At 65.7% G+C, this 16,747-nt stretch carries 16 protein-coding genes; 9 read left to right on the top strand and 7 right to left on the bottom strand.

Going from position 1 to position 16,747, the window contains the following annotated elements:
- Nucleotides 1-7: 7 nt before the first annotated feature.
- A complete protein-coding gene (locus tag AC6IY7_RS02195; RefSeq protein ID WP_497781382.1) occupies nucleotides 8-883 on the bottom strand; it encodes a phosphoribulokinase in 876 nt (291 codons plus the stop codon).
- A gap of 450 nt (nucleotides 884-1,333) precedes the next feature.
- On the opposite strand from AC6IY7_RS02195, the gene AC6IY7_RS02190 reads away from it, so the two are divergent.
- Nucleotides 1,334-2,335 (top strand): adenosine kinase, encoded by a 1,002-nt coding sequence (locus AC6IY7_RS02190; RefSeq protein ID WP_497781381.1) that lies wholly within the window; start codon nucleotides 1,334-1,336, stop codon nucleotides 2,333-2,335.
- Between the two features lie 177 nt (nucleotides 2,336-2,512).
- On the opposite strand, the gene AC6IY7_RS02185 is transcribed toward AC6IY7_RS02190, so the two are convergent.
- The 3 genes from AC6IY7_RS02185 to ubiE are packed head-to-tail and all read right to left on the bottom strand — an operon-like array spanning nucleotide 2,513 to nucleotide 5,783.
- Complete coding sequence (locus AC6IY7_RS02185) at nucleotides 2,513-3,421, bottom strand: hypothetical protein (RefSeq protein WP_497781380.1); 909 nt, start codon at nucleotides 3,419-3,421, stop codon at nucleotides 2,513-2,515.
- A gap of 5 nt (nucleotides 3,422-3,426) precedes the next feature.
- Nucleotides 3,427-4,989, bottom strand: a complete 1,563-nt coding sequence (ubiB, locus tag AC6IY7_RS02180; protein WP_497781379.1) for a 2-polyprenylphenol 6-hydroxylase — start codon at nucleotides 4,987-4,989, stop codon at nucleotides 3,427-3,429.
- A 32-nt stretch (nucleotides 4,990-5,021) separates the two neighbouring features.
- A complete protein-coding gene (gene ubiE / locus AC6IY7_RS02175; protein ID WP_497781377.1) occupies nucleotides 5,022-5,783 on the bottom strand; it encodes a bifunctional demethylmenaquinone methyltransferase/2-methoxy-6-polyprenyl-1,4-benzoquinol methylase UbiE in 762 nt (253 codons plus the stop codon).
- Nucleotides 5,784-6,319: 536 nt separating this feature from the next.
- On the opposite strand from ubiE, the gene thyX reads away from it, so the two are divergent.
- The 7 genes from thyX to AC6IY7_RS02140 all read left to right on the top strand — a co-directional run bounded on the left by thyX (nucleotide 6,320) and on the right by AC6IY7_RS02140 (nucleotide 12,843).
- Nucleotides 6,320-7,000, top strand: coding sequence for an FAD-dependent thymidylate synthase (thyX, locus tag AC6IY7_RS02170; protein ID WP_497781376.1), 681 nt, complete (start codon nucleotides 6,320-6,322; stop codon nucleotides 6,998-7,000).
- A 6-nt stretch (nucleotides 7,001-7,006) separates the two neighbouring features.
- Nucleotides 7,007-7,879 (top strand): bifunctional DNA-formamidopyrimidine glycosylase/DNA-(apurinic or apyrimidinic site) lyase, encoded by an 873-nt coding sequence (mutM, locus tag AC6IY7_RS02165; protein ID WP_497781375.1) that lies wholly within the window; start codon nucleotides 7,007-7,009, stop codon nucleotides 7,877-7,879.
- Between the two features lie 121 nt (nucleotides 7,880-8,000).
- Nucleotides 8,001-8,882 carry an FkbM family methyltransferase gene (locus AC6IY7_RS02160; RefSeq protein ID WP_497781374.1) on the top strand — a complete coding sequence of 294 codons (882 nt, stop codon included), beginning with the start codon at nucleotides 8,001-8,003 and terminating at the stop codon, nucleotides 8,880-8,882.
- 78 nt (nucleotides 8,883-8,960) lie between these two features.
- Nucleotides 8,961-9,716, top strand: coding sequence for an ABC transporter ATP-binding protein (locus AC6IY7_RS02155; RefSeq protein ID WP_497781373.1), 756 nt, complete (start codon nucleotides 8,961-8,963; stop codon nucleotides 9,714-9,716).
- The gene (locus AC6IY7_RS02150; RefSeq protein WP_497781372.1) at nucleotides 9,713-10,540 is read left to right on the top strand and encodes an ABC transporter permease; all 828 of its coding nucleotides are present in this window, start codon (nucleotides 9,713-9,715) and stop codon (nucleotides 10,538-10,540) included. The genes AC6IY7_RS02155 and AC6IY7_RS02150 overlap by 4 nt, the downstream gene beginning before the upstream one ends.
- A 177-nt stretch (nucleotides 10,541-10,717) precedes the next feature.
- Entirely contained in the window at nucleotides 10,718-11,398 is a 681-nt protein-coding gene (locus AC6IY7_RS02145) for a response regulator transcription factor (protein WP_497781371.1), read from the top strand.
- Complete coding sequence (locus AC6IY7_RS02140) at nucleotides 11,395-12,843, top strand: sensor histidine kinase (RefSeq protein ID WP_497781370.1); 1,449 nt, start codon at nucleotides 11,395-11,397, stop codon at nucleotides 12,841-12,843. The genes AC6IY7_RS02145 and AC6IY7_RS02140 overlap by 4 nt, the downstream gene beginning before the upstream one ends.
- Here AC6IY7_RS02140 and AC6IY7_RS02135 read toward each other — a convergent pair.
- From AC6IY7_RS02135 to AC6IY7_RS02125, 3 genes are all read right to left on the bottom strand, one after another.
- On the bottom strand, nucleotides 12,804-13,646 hold the full coding sequence (locus tag AC6IY7_RS02135; RefSeq protein WP_497781369.1) for a tRNA nucleotidyltransferase: 843 nt from the start codon (nucleotides 13,644-13,646) through the stop codon (nucleotides 12,804-12,806). The genes AC6IY7_RS02140 and AC6IY7_RS02135 overlap by 40 nt on opposite strands.
- Nucleotides 13,647-13,724: 78 nt before the next feature.
- Entirely contained in the window at nucleotides 13,725-15,476 is a 1,752-nt protein-coding gene (locus tag AC6IY7_RS02130; protein WP_497781368.1) for a SulP family inorganic anion transporter, read from the bottom strand.
- A 69-nt stretch (nucleotides 15,477-15,545) separates the two neighbouring features.
- The gene (locus AC6IY7_RS02125) at nucleotides 15,546-15,815 is read right to left on the bottom strand and encodes a helix-turn-helix domain-containing protein (RefSeq protein WP_497781367.1); all 270 of its coding nucleotides are present in this window, start codon (nucleotides 15,813-15,815) and stop codon (nucleotides 15,546-15,548) included.
- Between the two features lie 151 nt (nucleotides 15,816-15,966).
- Between AC6IY7_RS02125 and ung the strand changes: the two genes are divergently transcribed.
- The gene (gene ung, locus AC6IY7_RS02120) at nucleotides 15,967-16,635 is read left to right on the top strand and encodes a uracil-DNA glycosylase (protein ID WP_497781365.1); all 669 of its coding nucleotides are present in this window, start codon (nucleotides 15,967-15,969) and stop codon (nucleotides 16,633-16,635) included.
- Nucleotides 16,636-16,747 lie beyond the last annotated feature (112 nt).

Raw genomic sequence — 16,747 nt, 5'->3', positions numbered from 1 at the left:
CGTTTCCTCAGGCTTCGCCACGTTTGCGTTTCATCAGCTCCAATATCCGCGGCGTGAGTATGAGCTGCATGGCGAGATCGAGCTTATTGCCCGGAATGACGATGGAATTGGCGCGCGACATCCAGCTGCCGGCGATCATCGTCACGAGATAGGGAAAATCGACGCCGCGCGGATCGCGGAAGCGGATGACGACGATCGATTCGTCCGGGCTCGGGATCGAGCGGGCGACGAAGGGATTGGAGGTGTCCACCGTCGCCGCGCGCTGGAAGTTGATGTCCGTCTCCGAGAATTGCGGACAGATGTAATACACATAATCGTGCATCCGGCGAAGGATCGTCTCGGTCACGGCCTCGGTCGTATAGCCGCGCGTGTTGCGGTCGCGATGGAGCTTTTGCGTCCATTCGAGATTGATGACCGGCACGACGCCGATCTTCAGATCGGCGTAGCGCGCGACATTGACCTCCTCGGTCACGACGGCGCCGTGCAGTCCTTCGTAGAACAAAAGGTCCGTGTTGGCGGGCAGCTCGCACCAGGGAGTGAAGGTTCCGGGCGGCGAGGCGAGCACGGCGCCCTCGTTCGCGTCATGCACATAATGGCGATATTGGCCGGTGCCCGTCTCGCCATACTCCTTGAACAGGGTCTCGAGCTCGCCGAGCAGATTGGCCTCCGGGCCGAAATGGCTGAAATGGTCGTTGCCGCGCGCCTGCGCCTCGCTCATGGAGGCTTTCATCTGATTGCGGTCGAAGCGATGGAAGGAATCGCCCTCGACATAGGCGACCTCCACTTTCTCGCGTCGGAAAATCTGCTCGAAGGTCTGCTTGACCGAGCTCGTGCCCGCGCCGGACGAGCCGGTGATCGAGATGATCGGATGCTTGATCGACATGGCGACGCCCACCGCAGGCCGGCAACTGGTCCAGCTTTTTCGTTTGGAGCGAATTCTGATCGCTCGAACGGCTCCGTTCGAGCGGAAAGCGCCCCAGCTCACATGCGTTTCACGCGCCGGACGGTCCCTCGGGGAGCGCGGCCGGCGAAATGGCGCGACCGCATCTCTCGCCGATGCGGCCACGCTGCAATTCTCCTACAAGAAAAGGCGGGCGTTTGCTCGGTCCCCGGAAAAAAAATCTCGGGCGCCGCCCCGCGCGGCCCCAAGGGTCGCGGTGTGTTTCCGTTAAAATATATATTTCAATGAATTAGACATTTACGGCGGGGCGGCGGACGCGTTCCGGCGGCGGCGGCCGTCCGGCGTCGCCGGGGCGCGGTCGGTTGACGTCTCGGCCGCGTCGATTACAGAGAGTTTTCCGGCGCTCACGCCCCCGTTCGACAAGGTGATTTCATGACTGCGACCTATGATGTTCTCGGCGTGGGCAACGCCATTGTCGACACTCTGGCCCGCGCCGAGGACGATCAATTGGTGGCGGCCGGCCTCCACAAGGGCGCGATGCAGCTCGTCGACGAGGCGCGCGCCGCCGAAATCTACGCCGCCATGGGGCCGACGACGGTCATGTCCGGCGGCTCGGCCGCCAACACGCTCGTCGGCGTGGCCGGCCTGGGCTTCGCCGCGGCCTTCATCGGCAAGGTGAAGGACGACGACGCCGGCCGCGAATTCGCCCATGACATTCGCCAGGCGGGCGTCGCCTTCGACACGCCCTTCGCCGCCGACGGCGCCGCGACCGCGCGCTGCCTCATTCTGGTGACGCCGGACGGCCAGCGCACCATGAACACGTTTCTCGGCGCCTGCCAGGCGCTCGGCCCGCAAGATGTCGACGAGGCGCTCGTCCGCGCCTCCAAGATCCTCTATCTCGAAGGCTATCTCTGGGACCCGCCGGCCGCCAAGGAGGCGTTTCTGAAGGCGGCCAAGGCCAGCCGCGCCGCCGGCAACCGCGTCGCCCTCTCGCTCTCGGACGCTTTCTGCGTCGATCGCTATCGCGGCGAGTTCTTAGGGCTGGTGCGCGACGGCCTCGTCGATATTCTCTTCGCCAATGAGAGCGAATTGCATTCGCTCTATGAGACCGCCGATTTCGCGACCGCGGTGAAGGCGCTCGGGGCGGAGACCAATCTGCTCGGCGTCGTCACGCGCTCGGATAAGGGCGTCGTCGTCGTCGAGGGGACGAAATGCGTCGCTGTTCCCGCCTTCCCGGTCAGGGAAGTGGTGGATACGACCGGCGCGGGCGATCTCTTCGCCGCCGGCTTCCTCGCGGGCCTGGCGCGCGGCCTTCCTTATGAGGGCGGCGCCTCGCTGGGCGCGCTGGCGGCGGCGGAAGTCATCGCCCATGTCGGCGCGCGGCCGCAAAAGGATCTGCGTCAGCTCGCCCGCGACCACGGCCTGCTGGCCTGAGGGCGCCAACGTCATGGCCGCGCTTGTCGCGGCCATCCACGCCAGGACATTGCGACACCGCTGGGAGTGAAGACGGCGTTGTTCCGCGCTATTGTCGGCTTTCCGAGCCGTCGCGGCGTGGATGGCCGCGACAAGCGCGGCCATGACGCTGGAAATCGCCCTTTGGCGCTGCGTCCTTCAGCGCTTTATCGCCGCCAATTTGTCGGCCAGCGCCTGCGCCTCCTGCGCCAACGCGGCGAAGAATTTCTCCGTTTTCGCATGTTCGGCGAAGCAGCGGCGGAAGGCGGTCGAGCCTTCCTCTTGCAGCTTCGAATATGCCTCGAAATCCTTCTCGTCGGCGCGGCCGGAGGCGGAATAGGAATCCATCGCCTTCTTGGCTTTGGCCTGATGCTCGCTCCAGATTTTCTCACAGGCCGGCGAGGAATCGATCTTTGCCTTGGCCGGAGCCGAGGCGATATAGAGCCGCCCTTCGCTGGCGATGGCGACGATGATCTCGTCGGGCAGCGTTCCGCCGCCGTCGTCCTGGCTGCGCAGATCGAGGAGGGCGGTCGCCAGCGTCGCTGCGGAGGGCTTGGCGATGGGGAGATCGGCGTATTTCTCGACGCCCGCATCCGGGCTCACCGCCAGAGTGTAGAAATAGGGCGAAGCCAGCGCCTCGCCGAGCGACTGCGGCGGCTTCTCGCCCTTCAGCCAATTTTTGCGATGGGCGCGCAAAAAGGCCTCGGCGAGGCCTTGCGTGGAGACGGTGAGCTGCGATTTGTCGTCGTCGCCGGAGAAGGCGAGGCCGTCGAGCTGATCCGCGCCGACGCCCTCGAATAGCGTCTCTATGCTGTATTTGCCGAGCTTCTGAAAACCAGGAACGGAGACGGGGCCGATGATCGCCTCCATCTTCTGGCCGAGGTCCTCGAGCGTTTTCCGCTCTTGCGCCTCGGCCGCTCCGGCGGCTTTGCCGGCCGCCTCCAGCTTGCGCAGCTTGGCGGCCGAGCGATCGCGGAGGGAAAGATAGGCCTCCTCCGGCGTCGCGGCCGTGGCGGCGAGGGGCGTGAAGGCGAGAAGAAGCGCGAGCGAAGCCGTTTTCGCCATCATCGATCTCACCTCATCCAGTGAATGGCCAGCAGCGCCACCAGCACGACCGCCAGCATGAACCAGCGATCCGACCGCCGCCGCGCCCGCGCCAGCCCTTCGAGCGAATCTTCCGAGAGGCGCAAGCCCTTCGTGCCCGCGGAGGCCAGCATTTCGACGGCCGCCTCGGCGTCATTGAGCAGCTTGGGCAAGCGTGTCGTGAATTTGGCGACGTCGATCGCGGCGCGGCCGGCGTCCTCGAGCTTGGCCTTGGGGCCGAGATTATCCTCGATCCAGCCGCGCACGACGGGGTCCGAGGTCTTCCAAATATTCAGCGTCGGATCGAGCGAGCGGGCGACGCCCTCGGCCACCACCATGGTCTTTTGCAGCAGCACCAGCTCGGTGCGCGTGCGCATGTCGAACAGCGCCGTCACCTCGAAGAGCAGAGTGAGCAGCCGCGCCATGGAAATGTCTTGCGCATTCACCGTATGCAGCGGCTCGCCGATGGCGCGCAGCGCCTGCGAGAATTCCTCGACCGAGTGAATCGGCGGCACATAGCCGGCCTCGAAATGCACTTCGGCGACGCGCTTGTAATCGCGGGTGATGAAGCCGAAGAGGATTTCGGCCAGAAAACGCCGCTCCTTGAAGCCGAGCCGGCCCATTATGCCGAAGTCGATGGCGACGAGCCGTCCCTTGCGGTCGACGAAGAGATTGCCCTGATGCATGTCGGCGTGGAAGAAGCCGTCGCGCATCGCCGTGCGCAGGAAGGACTGCAGCACTTTGCGGCCCAGATCCTTCAGATCATGGCTCATGGCGGCGACGCGCGCGATGTCCGACAGCGGCGCGCCGTCGATCCATTCGAGCGTCAGCACCTCGCGGGTCGTGCGGTCCCAATCGACGCTGGGGGCGCGAATGTCGGGATCGTCGGCCACATTGTCGCGAAATTCCGAGGCCGCCGCCGCCTCCAGGCGGAAATCCGTCTCGAGCTTCACCGAGCGGGCCAGCGTGTCGACGACCTGGATCACCCGCAGCCGCCGCGCCTCGGCCGAGAAACGCTCGGCGGCGCGGGCGAGAATATACATATCCGCGAAGTCGCGGCGGAACTGGCGCTCGACATCCGGCCGCAGCACTTTCACCGCGACCTTGCGCTCGCCCTCGGCATAGGCGACGCGGGCCGGATGGACCTGGGCGATGGAGGCCGCCGCCACCGGATCGCCGAAGGACAGGAAAATCTCATCCACCGGCTTGCCGAAGGCCCTTTCGATGATCTCGACCGCGGCCTTGCGGCCGAAGGGCTCCATGCGATCCTGCAAAGCGGTCAGCGCGTCGGCGATCTCGCCGCCGACGACATCCGGGCGCGTCGCCAGGAATTGGCCGAGCTTCACATAGGACGGACCGATCTGGGCGAAGGCGCGCACCAGCGCCTGCGGCGCGCCGCCGCTGCCGGGCCTGGCGATGAGATTGCCGATGCGCAGCAGAAATTGCGCCGGGACAGGCAATAGGGCCGGATCGACGCCCTTGAACACGCCTTCGCGCGCCAGAATGAAGCCGGCGCGCGCCAGTCGGAAGAGATGCCCGAAGCCGATGAGCACGAAGAGCCGCCGTTCGTCTCGATAAGGAAAGATCAGAGCTTCCAGCCGGAATGGATCGCCACCACGCCGCCGGTCAGCCGCTCGAAGCCCGTGCGGCGGAAGCCCGCCTGACGGATCATCCGCTCGAATTCCTCCGCGCGAGGGAATCGCTGGATCGACTCGACGAGATAGCGATAGGGCTCGGCGTCGCCGGCGACGAGCTTGCCGATCGCCGGGATCACATTGAAGGAATAGGCCTCGTAGATCTTGTCGAGGCCCGGAATCGCGACCTGCGAGAATTCCAGGCACAGGAAGCGCCCGCCGGGCTTGAGCACGCGATGCGCCTCGGAGAGCGCGACATCTATGCGCGGGACGTTGCGAATGCCGAAGGCGATCGTATAGGCGTCGAAATGTGCGTCCGGAAAGGGCAGGGACTCGGCGTTGGCCTGGACGAACTCAACCTTGTCGGAGAGCCCGCGCTGGACGGCCCGGTCGCGGCCGACATCCAGCATGTCGCCATTGATGTCGAGCACGACGATCTCCGCCTCCGGCCCGGCCGCCTTGGCGATGCGGAAGGCGATGTCGCCCGTGCCGCCGGCGACGTCGAGATGGCGGAAGGGGGCGCGGCGGGAGGGCCGCACCTTGGCGGCGAACACATCTTTCCACAGCCTGTGCATACCGCCGGACATCAGATCGTTCATAATGTCGTAGCGGCGCGCCACCTTGTGGAAAACATCGTCCACGAGGCCTTGTTTTTCGTCCAATCCGACTTCGGAGAAACCGAAATGGGTCGAGGTCTCGTTTGGCGATGTCATATTCTCTCGCGTCCCGTGGCGTTCCGGGCGATATAACGCGCCTTTCGGCCCATGGCTATGGCTGGGGCCGAAAACCATCCCCCTGGGGGAGGGCTATCGCATTCACACATCTCAAAAGGCTCCAAGGTCGGCTTATAAGGCTCCGAGGTCGTCTTATAGGGCTCCAAGGTCGTCCTGGCCGGGCTCGTCCCGGCCATCCACGCCGAGCGGCCGAGATATCTTTGGAAGCGCCCGCCATCTGCAAATATCGGCTTCTTGCGTCAGGCGCCGTCGCCGCAGGGTCCCGTCAGAACGCGGCCGGAGCGCCGACGCTGCGCCAAATTAACTAGTAGAGGCAATGTCTTGGCGTGGATGGCCGGGACGAGCCCGGCCAGGACGTCGCGGGTGAGTTGGAAGATATGTGAATCTGCACGCCCCTCGAGGGGGAGGTGGCTGCGCGCTGCCCAAAACGCTCAAACGTGTTATCGATGAGGCGAGGCTCGGCTCCATCCGCCATGGAACGCGGGGGCGAGCAGGGGAGGGCGGAACGGCGTCGTATGTCAAATCAGATCAAAGTCCTCGACCATGGTTTCGTCCGCCTCGTCGACCATATGGGCTCGGACCTCTCCATCGTGCGCGCCGCCCGCGTCTCCTATGACGCCGCCTGGCGCGCGGGCGAGAACGAGGGCTCCGACAAGAAGCTCATCGATTACCTCTGGAAGAACCGCCATACGACGCCCTTCGAGGCGGTCGAGTTCCAATTCGAGGTGACGGCGCCGATCTTCGTGCTGCGCCAATGGCACCGGCACCGGACCTGGACTTATAACGAGCTTTCCGGCCGCTACCGTGAATTGCCGGAGACCTATTACCTCCCCGATCCCGAAAACATCGGCGAGCAGGCGGTCGCCAATAAGCAGGGCCGCCAGCCCGGCGGCGATCTCGAGGCGCGGCGCGCCGAGGTCGAGAAGCTGCGCGCCGGCTTCGAGGCCGCCTTCGCTGCCTATCGCGAGCTGCTCGCCGCCGGCTGGCCGCGCGAGCTGGCCCGCACGGTTCTGCCGCTGTCCACCTACAGCCATATGTTCGCAAAGGTCAACTTGTTGAATTTGCTAAAGTTTTTGTCGCTCCGCGCCGATCCTCACGCGCAATATGAGATCCGCGTCTACGCCGAGGCGATGGAGAAGCTCATCGAGCCCATCGTCCCGGTGGCCGTGGCGGCTTGGAAATCGAGCAGGCTCTGAGCGCCGATGCCCGAGCTGCCCGAGGTCGAGACAGTCCGGCGCGGCCTCGAGCCCGTCTTCACCGGATCGGCGCTCGAGCGCGTGGAGCTGCGTCGCGGCGATCTGCGCTTTCCCTTTCCGCCGGGCTTCGCCGCGCGGCTCGCGGGCCGGCGCGTCGAGGCGCTGAAGCGGCGGGCGAAATATCTTCTGGGCGAGCTGGATAGCGGCGAGACGCTCATCATGCATCTCGGCATGAGCGGCTCCTTCCGCATCGACGCCGATGACCCCGAGGGCGCCTATCATCGCGCCGTCACCACCAAGCCGGCGCATGATCATGTCGTGTTCCGTTTCACGAGCGGCGCCAGCGTCACCTATAACGACCCGCGCCGTTTCGGCTTCATGCTGCTCGTCCCGCGCGGCGAGATGGCGACGCATCCGCTGTTCAATGGTCTTGGCGTCGAGCCGCTCGGGCCGGAGCTGACGCCGCAGCGTCTCGCCGAGGAGTTGCGCGGCCGCAAGGCGCCGCTCAAAGCCGCTCTGCTCGATCAGCGGATCATCGCCGGCCTCGGCAATATCTACGTCTGCGAGGCGCTGCACCGCTCGCATCTCTCCCCCTTGCGCGCCGCCGGAACGCTCGTCGACGCCAAGGGAAAGCCCAAGCGCGGTCTCGCCGATCTCGTCGCGGCGATCAAGCAAGTGCTGGGCGAGGCGATAGAGGCGGGCGGCTCCAGCCTGCGCGACCATCGCCAGACGGATGGCTCGCTCGGCTATTTCCAGCACTCTTTCCGCGTCTATGACCGCGAGGACGCGCCCTGTCCGACGCCGGGCTGCCATGGCCATGTCTCGCGCGTGATCCAGAGCGGGCGCTCGACCTTCTTCTGCCGCGAGTGCCAGACGTGAGCGCGCGCCAGTCCTGCGCAAGCGGCGGCGCTTAAAAGCGCGCTCATGCTAGCGGATGATTCCTGCGCTCCGTCCTCGCCGATCGACGCGCCGGCCATCGGGCGCATCGGGCGAGACTTTCATGGAACAGGCTGACGTCCTCCCTCCTTTCGTCGAGCTCGCCGGGACGAGCGTCCGACAGAAGATCGTCGACATTGGCGCGCGCCATATCAGCGGCGAGCCGGTCTATGCGCCGCTGCTGCGCGGCGGCGAGGCGACCATCGTCGGCTTCGAGCCCGATGAAGCGGCGGTCGCCGATCTCAATGCGCGCAAAAATCCGGGCGACGTCTATCTGCCTTACGCCGTCGGCGACGGCGGGCGCCATACTCTGCACATATGCGCCGCGCGCGACATGACCTCGCTGCTCGCGCCCAATCCGGCGGCGATGGAGATGTTCCACGGCTTTCCGATCTGGTCGGAGGTGGTCGCGACGCAGGAGATCGACACGGTGCGGCTCGACGACGCGCCCGAGACGGAGGGCGCGACCTTTCTGGAATTGGACGTGCAGGGCGCGGAGCTGATGATCCTGCAAAATGCGATCGAGCGGCTGCGGCGCGCCTATGTTCTTCACGTCGAGGTCGAGTTCCTGCCGCTCTACCAGGGGCAGCCGTTGTTTTCGGAGATCGAGCTGTTTTTGCGCGCGCAGGGCTATGTTCTGCATCGCTTCACGCCGATGATGAGCCGCGTGCTGCGGCCGCTGAAGCTCGGCAATGATCTTTTCGCCGGCATGAGCCAGATCGTCTGGAGCGACGCGATTTTCGTGCGCGACTTCATGCGCCTCGAGCTGCTCGCCGACGACGAATTGATCGGCGTCGCGCAGATCGTGCATGATTGCTATCGCTCGGCCGATCTCGCTCTGCGTCTGCTCACCGAGCATGATCGCCGCAGCGGCCGCAATCTGGCGCGCGCCTATATGTTCGGATTGCGCCACAGCTCGTCCCGCGAGGCCGCGGCCGTGGCGTGAGCAGGCGCGGTTGATCTTGCCGGCCGAACTCGCGATAAGGGCGCGGCGAAAATCGTTGCAACCTCTCCGAGACTCGTAATGGCGTTCGACAATGGCCCCATCCTCCGCGTCACCGGCGTCTCCAAAACCTACGCCGAGACCGTGGCCGTGAAGCCGCTGAGCTTCGCGCTGCCGGCGGGCTCGGTGACGGGGCTGCTCGGCGGCAATGGCGCCGGCAAGACCACGACGATCGGCATGGTCATGGGCCTCATCGAGCCGACGACGGGAACAATCGAAATCTTCGGCCGTGATTTTTTGAAAGATCGCTATCACGCCCTCGGCCGCATGAATTTCGAGAGCCCCTATGTGGACATGCCGCATCGCTTGACCGTGCGGCAGAATCTCATCGTCTTCGGCCGGCTCTATGGCGTGCGCGGCGTCGCCGACAAGATCGAGGAGCTGGCCGCCGATCTCGCCTTGAAAGAATTTCTCGATCGCCCGAGCGGGCGCCTCTCCGCCGGGCAGAAGACGCGCGTCGCCCTCGCCAAGGCGCTCATCAACGAGCCGGAGCTGCTGCTGCTCGACGAGCCCACCGCCTCGCTCGATCCTGACACGGCCGATTGGGTGCGCGCCCATCTCGAGGATTACCGCCGCCGCCGCAATTGCGCGATCCTGCTCGCTTCGCACAATATGGCGGAGGTGGAGCGTCTGTGCGATCGCGTGATGATGCTGAAGGAGGGAAGCCTCGTCGACGACGGCTCGCCCGCCGAGCTGCTCGCGCGCTATGGCCGCGCCAATCTCGAGGAGGTGTTTCTCGATGTCGCGCGCGGCCGCGGCAATGGAGGCGCCGCATGAGCGCGGCTTTGGAATTTTCTTTCGCGCGCGTCGGCGCGATGACCCTGCGCTATTCCTATCTGCTGCGCTCCTCGCTGCCGCGCATGCTGGAGATGATGTATTGGCCGACGGTGCAGATGCTCACCTGGGGCTTTCTGCAGACCTATCTCCTGCGCGCGCCGGGCGGGCTCGCGGGCGCCGACGCTTCGACGATCGCCGCCGGCTCGCTCATCGGCGCCGTGCTGCTGTGGGACATTTTGCTGCGCGGCCAGCAGGGCTTCTCCTTCTCCTTTCTCGAGGAGATGTGGTCGCGCAACCTGCCCAATCTCTTCATGAGTCCGTTGCGGCCGGCCGAATTCGTCGCCTCCATGATGGCGATGAGCCTCATTCGCCTCTTCGTCGGCATGATTCCGGTGACGATCCTCGCAATATGGTTCTTCGGCTTCAATCTCTGGGCGCTCGGCTTCGCTTTCGTGGCGTTTTTCGCCATTCTCATCATCTTCGCCTGGAGCGTCGGCCTGTTCGTGTCGGGGCTGCTGCTGCGCTACGGATTGGGCGCGGAAAATCTCGTCTGGTCGCTGATGTTCGTCATTCAGCCGCTCGGCTGCGTCTATTATCCGGTCGCCGTGCTGCCCTCCTGGCTGCAGCCGATCTGCTGGGCCTTGCCGCCCACCTATGTGTTCGAGGGGCTGCGCGGCGTTCTCGTCGACCATGCGCTGCGCGTCGATCTCATGATTTATGGACTGGCGCTGGACGCGGCGCTGTTCGTCGCCGCCTCTTTCGCCTTCGTGCGCCTGCTCGCCGCGGCGCGGCGCGCCGGGACGCTGTTGCAGACCGGCGAGTGAGAGCGGCCGCTCTCGTCGGCGCTCGATAACACCGAAATAGCAAGTTCGGCGCGCCCGGCTCCCGGCCGGGCCAAGCGCGCAATTTCGGTTGCGGCCGAGCGCCCGGCGCTCGATAATGGATCGACAGTCCTCGCGGGGCGAGCCGTTCTGTCGAAAGTCGATGGGAACAATCGTTCGATGCGAATTCTGATCGTAGAAGATCAACCCGATATTTCCACGCTGATCGCCGATCGCGTTCGGCGAGCCGGCTATATTCCCGATTGCGTGGGCGCGCTGGCCGACGTTCCCGACGCTCTCGAGGCCTGTGATTATCCGGTGATGCTGCTGGACAGGCGCCTGCCCGACGGGGACGGCCTGTCGATCGTCGCCGAGGCGAAGCGGATTCGTCCTGGAATCCGCATTCTGGCGGTGACGGCGGCCCGCTCGATCGAGGAGCGCGTCGACGGGCTCGACTCCGGCGTCGACGATTATCTGACCAAGCCCTTCTCGCCCGAGGAGCTGCTCGCGCGCATTCGCGCCAGCCTGCGGCGGCCGGGCGGCGATCCGGCGCCGCCGGTCACGATCGGCAGGCTCTCCTTCGATCTCAATTCGGACAACGCCTCCATCGGCGGGCTTCCCTTCGTCGTGCCCAGGCGCGAGCTGATGCTGCTGGGGGCCTTGATGCGCCGCGCGGGGCGGGCGGTCACTTTCTCGACGCTGCTCGAAGAGGTGTATGGCTCGGACGAGCTCTCGCACATTGGCGCGCTGAAGATGGTCGCCATGCGACTGCGGCAGCGTTTGAACGACCAGGCCGCCGGCGTCGAGATTCATGCGCCGCGCGGCATAGGCTATCTCATCCGGGAAGCGCGCGGGGCATGAGGCTGCGGTCGCTCTCGTCGAGATTGATCGTCTATGCGATCATCGGCTCCATTCTCGGCTATCTGACTCTGCCGACGGCTTTCATCGTCGGCGTTCTCGCCATGGGCGCGCACGGAGGGAGCGAGAGCCTCGACGAATTGACGCGGCCCCGCGTGCGCGAGATGGTGGTCGCGGCGCTGCGCAAAGACGCCAATGGCGTAAGATCGATCGCCATGACCGACGGGCTGCGGAATTTTATGTCCGCCAATCCCGATTTTCATTTCGCCGCTTTCGATCCGCGCTCCGGCGTGGCGCTGTCGGGATCGGCGCCGGAATTGGCGGAGGCCTTCGAAGGCGTCGGCCGTCTGAAGCTGGTTAGATCGACCGTCGATCTGCCCGTCGGCGGCGCGACGCGCAAAGTGGAAACCGCGCTTTTCAACTCTCCGATCGGAGAGGTCGTAGTCGCGACCTATGGCGCGAAATTGCAATGGCGCGACTTTTTTCTCCTGCCTTACTATATGACCTCGCTCTATGGGGCGATGATCTTCCTGCCCCATTGGGCGTTGATGTGCCTCATCGCGCTCTTCGTCGTCAATCGCGGCCTCGCGCCTTTGCGCGCGGCCGCGGCGAAAGTCGCGAAGATCGACGTGAACTCGTTGAAGGAGCGCATCGCGCTCGAAGAGGCGCCGTCGGAGGTGCGACCCTTCGTCGAAGCGGTCAACAATGCATTCGCGCGGGTGCAGGAGGGCGTCGACCGTCAGAGGCGCTTCTCCGCAAATTCCGCCCATGAATTGCGCACGCCGATCACCATTTTGCGCGCGCGCGTCGGCAAGATGGAGGAGGGCTCGCTCAAATTCGAGATCGAGCGGGACGTGCTGCGCGTGCAGACGATCGTCGAGCAGATGCTGCTGCTCGCGCAGATCAAGGAACGCGGGCGGATCACGCCGCAGAAGTTCGATCTCTACGATGTCGTGCTGTCTGTCGCCGCGGATTATGTGCCGATCGCGATCGACAATGATTGCGAGATTCAGCTCGAGGCGCCGTCGCGCCGTGTGACGGCGCTCGGATTGCGGTGGAGCGTCGAGAGCATCGTCACCAATCTCATCGCCAATGCGGTGCGCGCGGAGCCCGCAGGCGGCGTCGTGATCGTTCGCGTGCTGTCCGAATGCGCGATCGAGGTCGTCGATCACGGGAGCGGGGTGGCCGACGCCGACCGCAATCGCATTTTCGAGCCCTTCTGGCGCAAGGATGACGCGCCCCCCGGCACGGGGCTGGGCCTATCGATCGTCCGCGAGCTCGTCGAGCTGCTCGGCGGCGAGGTCTCCGTCGAGGAGACGCCCGGCGGCGGCGCCACCTTCAAAGTGCGGCTCCCCGAGGCCGGAGCCGAGCCGGGCGAAGCGGCGGAGGTCGCCGCGGGGCGGGAGGTTCAGCTGTCGCTCGACCAGCGTTGCGAGCGGAACGCCTGAGCGATCGCCTCGGCGCGGGCCTCTGGAGTGGCGGGCTCGATCGCGGCGCAGGCGTTTCGCGCCGTCTCCAGCAGCACGGCCTTGGAATAGGCCTCGCCGGCGCGCCCGGCATGGGCGGAGAAATCGCAGCCGCAGACGCTCATCAGCCGCTCGAATATCTCCGGCGCGTCGAAGGCGCCGAGCCGCTCCAGCATTTGCGCCACGGGACCGGCGCGCACTTCCGAGGCGCGATGCACGCGCTCGCATTCGGAAAGCGCCAGCAGAGCGAGCTCGAGACAATCGGCCGGGACGCCGAAACGCGCGACGATCGCCTCTATGCGCGGGCCGCCGCGGTCGATGTGCTTGTAATGGAGCGGCAGATGCTCGCGCGGCGAATCCGCCTTGCCGACATTCATGACGAGCAGGGCGAAGCGCACGGCGAGCGGCGCGTCGATCCGCCCGGCCTCGTCGAGCGAGCGCAGCATATGCGCGCCGAGGTCGACCTCCGACTGCCCCTCCGATATTTGCGGAACGCCGAACAAAGCGTCGACTTCGGGCAGGATCGCCTGCAGCGCGCCGCAGATGCGGAGGATGCGCAAAGCCTTGCCGGGCGCCGGGCCTGACAGGCCGAAGAGCAGCTCCGGCCAGATATCGGCCGCGTCCAGGCCGGCGAGACCGCCGTTCTCGACCTGATCGGCCAAATGATTCATCGTCTCCTCGCCCGGATCATTGTCCGTTTCGGCGAGGAGGGCCGCCATGCGAAGAATGCCGAGGCCGGGGTCGGTCTGCCCGAAATCGGGCTCGGGAAAATGTTCGGACGCCATGAGATATCGCGGGTGAGAGGATCGCGGGTGAGAGGATGCCCGGAGCGACAAGCAAACAGCTTGCCGCGCCAGGGACCGTCACGCGCGGCCGGCCACGGCGGCGCCCGTCAGCCCGGCCTCGCGATCCGTCGGCGGCTGCGTCGGCGAGATTCGGCGCCGCGCGTCGGCGACCGTGCCGGCGTAGAGCGTCTCCGGCTCGTGCAGGCCGGCCGAGAGCAGCGCCCGGCGCACGCTCGGCCGCGCCCCTGCGACGCAGACCTGCGTTCCCGCCCGCCGCAATCGCGCGACAAAGGTTTCGAGCGCGCGCGCCGCCGTGCTGTCGACGAGCGGCGCATCGGTGAAATCGAAGATGAAGACGCGCGGATAGCGGCCGATCTCGTCCAGCGCGGCGCTCACCGTCGTCGAGGCGCCGAAGAAGATCGCGCCGCTGATCTTATAGACCATCACCTGCGCGTCGGAGGCGGCCGCCGGGTCATAGGCGGGGCGGTTGCCGCCGTAATCATCGGCCTGATCCTCGTCGAGGAAGCTCTCGCCCGTCTGCACTTCCACGCTTTCGGCGAGGCGATGCAGGAAGAGGAAGGCGCCAAGCGTCACGCCGACGCCTATGCCGATGGTCAGATCCTCGAAAATGGTGAGCAGAAAGGTCGCGAGCAGCACGAGAGCGTCGCCGCGCGAGGCTCTGAACAGAGCGACGAACTCCTTTTTCTCCGCCATGTTCCAGGAGACGACGGCGAGCACCGCGCCGAGCGAGGCGAGCGGGATGAAGGCCGCGAGCGGCGCGGCGACCAGCATGAAAGCGAGGAGAAACGCCGCATGCAGCACGCCGGCGATCGGACCCTTGGCGCCCGAGCGCACATTGGTCGCCGTGCGGGCGATGGTTCCCGTCACCGGAATGCCGCCGAAGATCGGCGCGACGATATTGGCGATCCCCTGCGCCGCGAGTTCGCAATTGGAGCGATGGCGCCGCCCGCTCATGCCGTCGGCGACCACGGCGGAGAGCAGCGACTCGATCGCGCCGAGCAGGGCGATGGTGAGGGCGTCGGGCAGCAGCGCGCGCAGCCGCGCCAGATCGAAGGCGGGCGCCGCCGGCGCCGGCAGCGTCTGCGGCACGCCGCCGAAGCGCGAGCCGATCGTCTCGACGTCGAGATGCAGAGCCGCCGTCGCCGCGGCGCAGAGCGCGACGGCGATCAGCATTCCGGGCCAATGCGGCCGAAAGCGCCGCAGTCCGAGAATGACGGCGAGCGCCAGCGCCGAGACGGCGATCGTCGTCGGCCGGAAGCTGCCATGCGCCTCCCATAGCGCCGCGAGCTTGGGCGCCAGCGCGGCCGGCTCATGCGGAACATCGAGGCCGAGAAGATCCTTGAGCTGGCTGGCGAAGATAATGACGGCGATGCCCGCGGTGAAGCCGACCGTCACCGGAAAGGGGATGTATTTGATGTAAGTGCCGCCGCGCAGCAGGCCGATGGCGAGTAGGATGACGCCCGCCATCATGGTGGCGAGCGCGAGCCCGTCATAGCCTTCGCGCTGCACGATGGAGAAGACGAGAACGATGAAGGCGCCCGCCGGGCCGCCGATCTGGAAGCGGCTGCCGCCGAGCAGGGAGACCAGAAAGCCGCCGACGATCGCCGTATAGAGCCCGCGGTCCGGGCTCAATCCAGAGGCGATGGCGAAGGCCATGGAGAGCGGCAGCGCGACGATCGCGACCGTGAGGCCGGCGACGGCGTCGGCGCGCAGATCGGCGAGGCCGTAGCCCTCGCGCAAAATGGTGACGAGCTTGGGCGTGAACAGCTCGATGAAGCTCGGCTGGCGAAAACGTCGATCTCTCAACATCTGCTCCTTTGTGCGAGGAGCGGCGGGATCGTCGGCGCGAAGTCGGCGGTCGTCGTCGCGGTTGTCGTCTCAGGTCGTCGGATTGGGCGGACCGGGGCGGCGCATTCTGACGCCGCGTCCGCCGCCCTCGCTGCGGGCGTTCTCGCCGATCAGCTCGACGCCGGCCACGGTCAGCGCCTCCACGACCTTGGTGAGCGTCTCGATCACGCCGCGGACATTGCCGTCGCTCGCCTCCATGCGCTGAATCGTCGGCAGGGAGACGCCGGAAAGCTCGGCCAGCTTTTTCTGATCTATGCCGAGCAGCGCCCTGGCGGCGCGCAATTGTGCGGCGGTGATCATCTCATATGCTCACGCTTTATATATTAGCAGACATGTTTTACATCGCCAAGATGATGTTTTAAACATCATCTTGGCCGTTTTGCAGCGCGGCCCCGCCCCGCGCGCGCGCCCTGGTTCTCGCCGGACCCGCGCGCATGTTAGCTTGGCGGATATGAACAAACCCGTGCAAATCGACGAGAGCTGGAAGCTGCGCCTCGGAGCGGAGTTCGAGCAGCCCTATTTCGGCGCGCTGCGCCATTTCGTGCGCGAGGAATATGCGCGAGCCAAGGTCTATCCGCCGGCCAAGCAGATTTTCCGCGCTTTCGACGAATGCCCCTTCGACGCTGTCGAAGTGGTGATCCTCGGACAAGATCCCTACCACGGCCCCGGCCAGGCCAATGGCTTGTGCTTCGCCGTCGGCCGCGACATTGCGCCGCCCCCTTCGCTGCAGAACATCTTCAAGGAGATCGAGGCCGATCTCGGACGGAAGGTCTCGCGCGATCCGGACCTCTCGCGCTGGGCGCGTCAGGGCGTGCTGCTGCTCAACGCGACGCTCACCGTGCGCGAGAGCGCCGCCGGCTCGCATCAGGGCAAGGGCTGGGAGCGCTTCACCGACGCCGCCGTGCAGGCGCTCTCGCGCGAGCGGGAGGGGCTGGTCTTCCTGCTCTGGGGCAATTACGCGCGCCAAAAAGGCGCGGGCGTCGATCGCTCCAAGCATCTCGTGCTCGAGAGCGCGCATCCTTCGCCGCTCTCGGCGCGCAATGGTTTCTTCGGCTGCAGGCATTTTTCCAAAGCGAATGCCTATCTCGTTGCGAAAGGGCGCACGCCGATCGACTGGTGAGTTCGTGTATATTATTGGAAGTTCTAATTAAATTAGCCGTTTACCGAAATGTAACCGAAGTTTGGCACCTAAGTATTCATTCGAGCGTCGGCGAAAGCCGGCATTTTCTGGG

Source organism: Methylosinus sp. is20ea (assembly GCF_059718135.1).
This window is presented reverse-complemented; position numbering and strand designations above follow the sequence as displayed.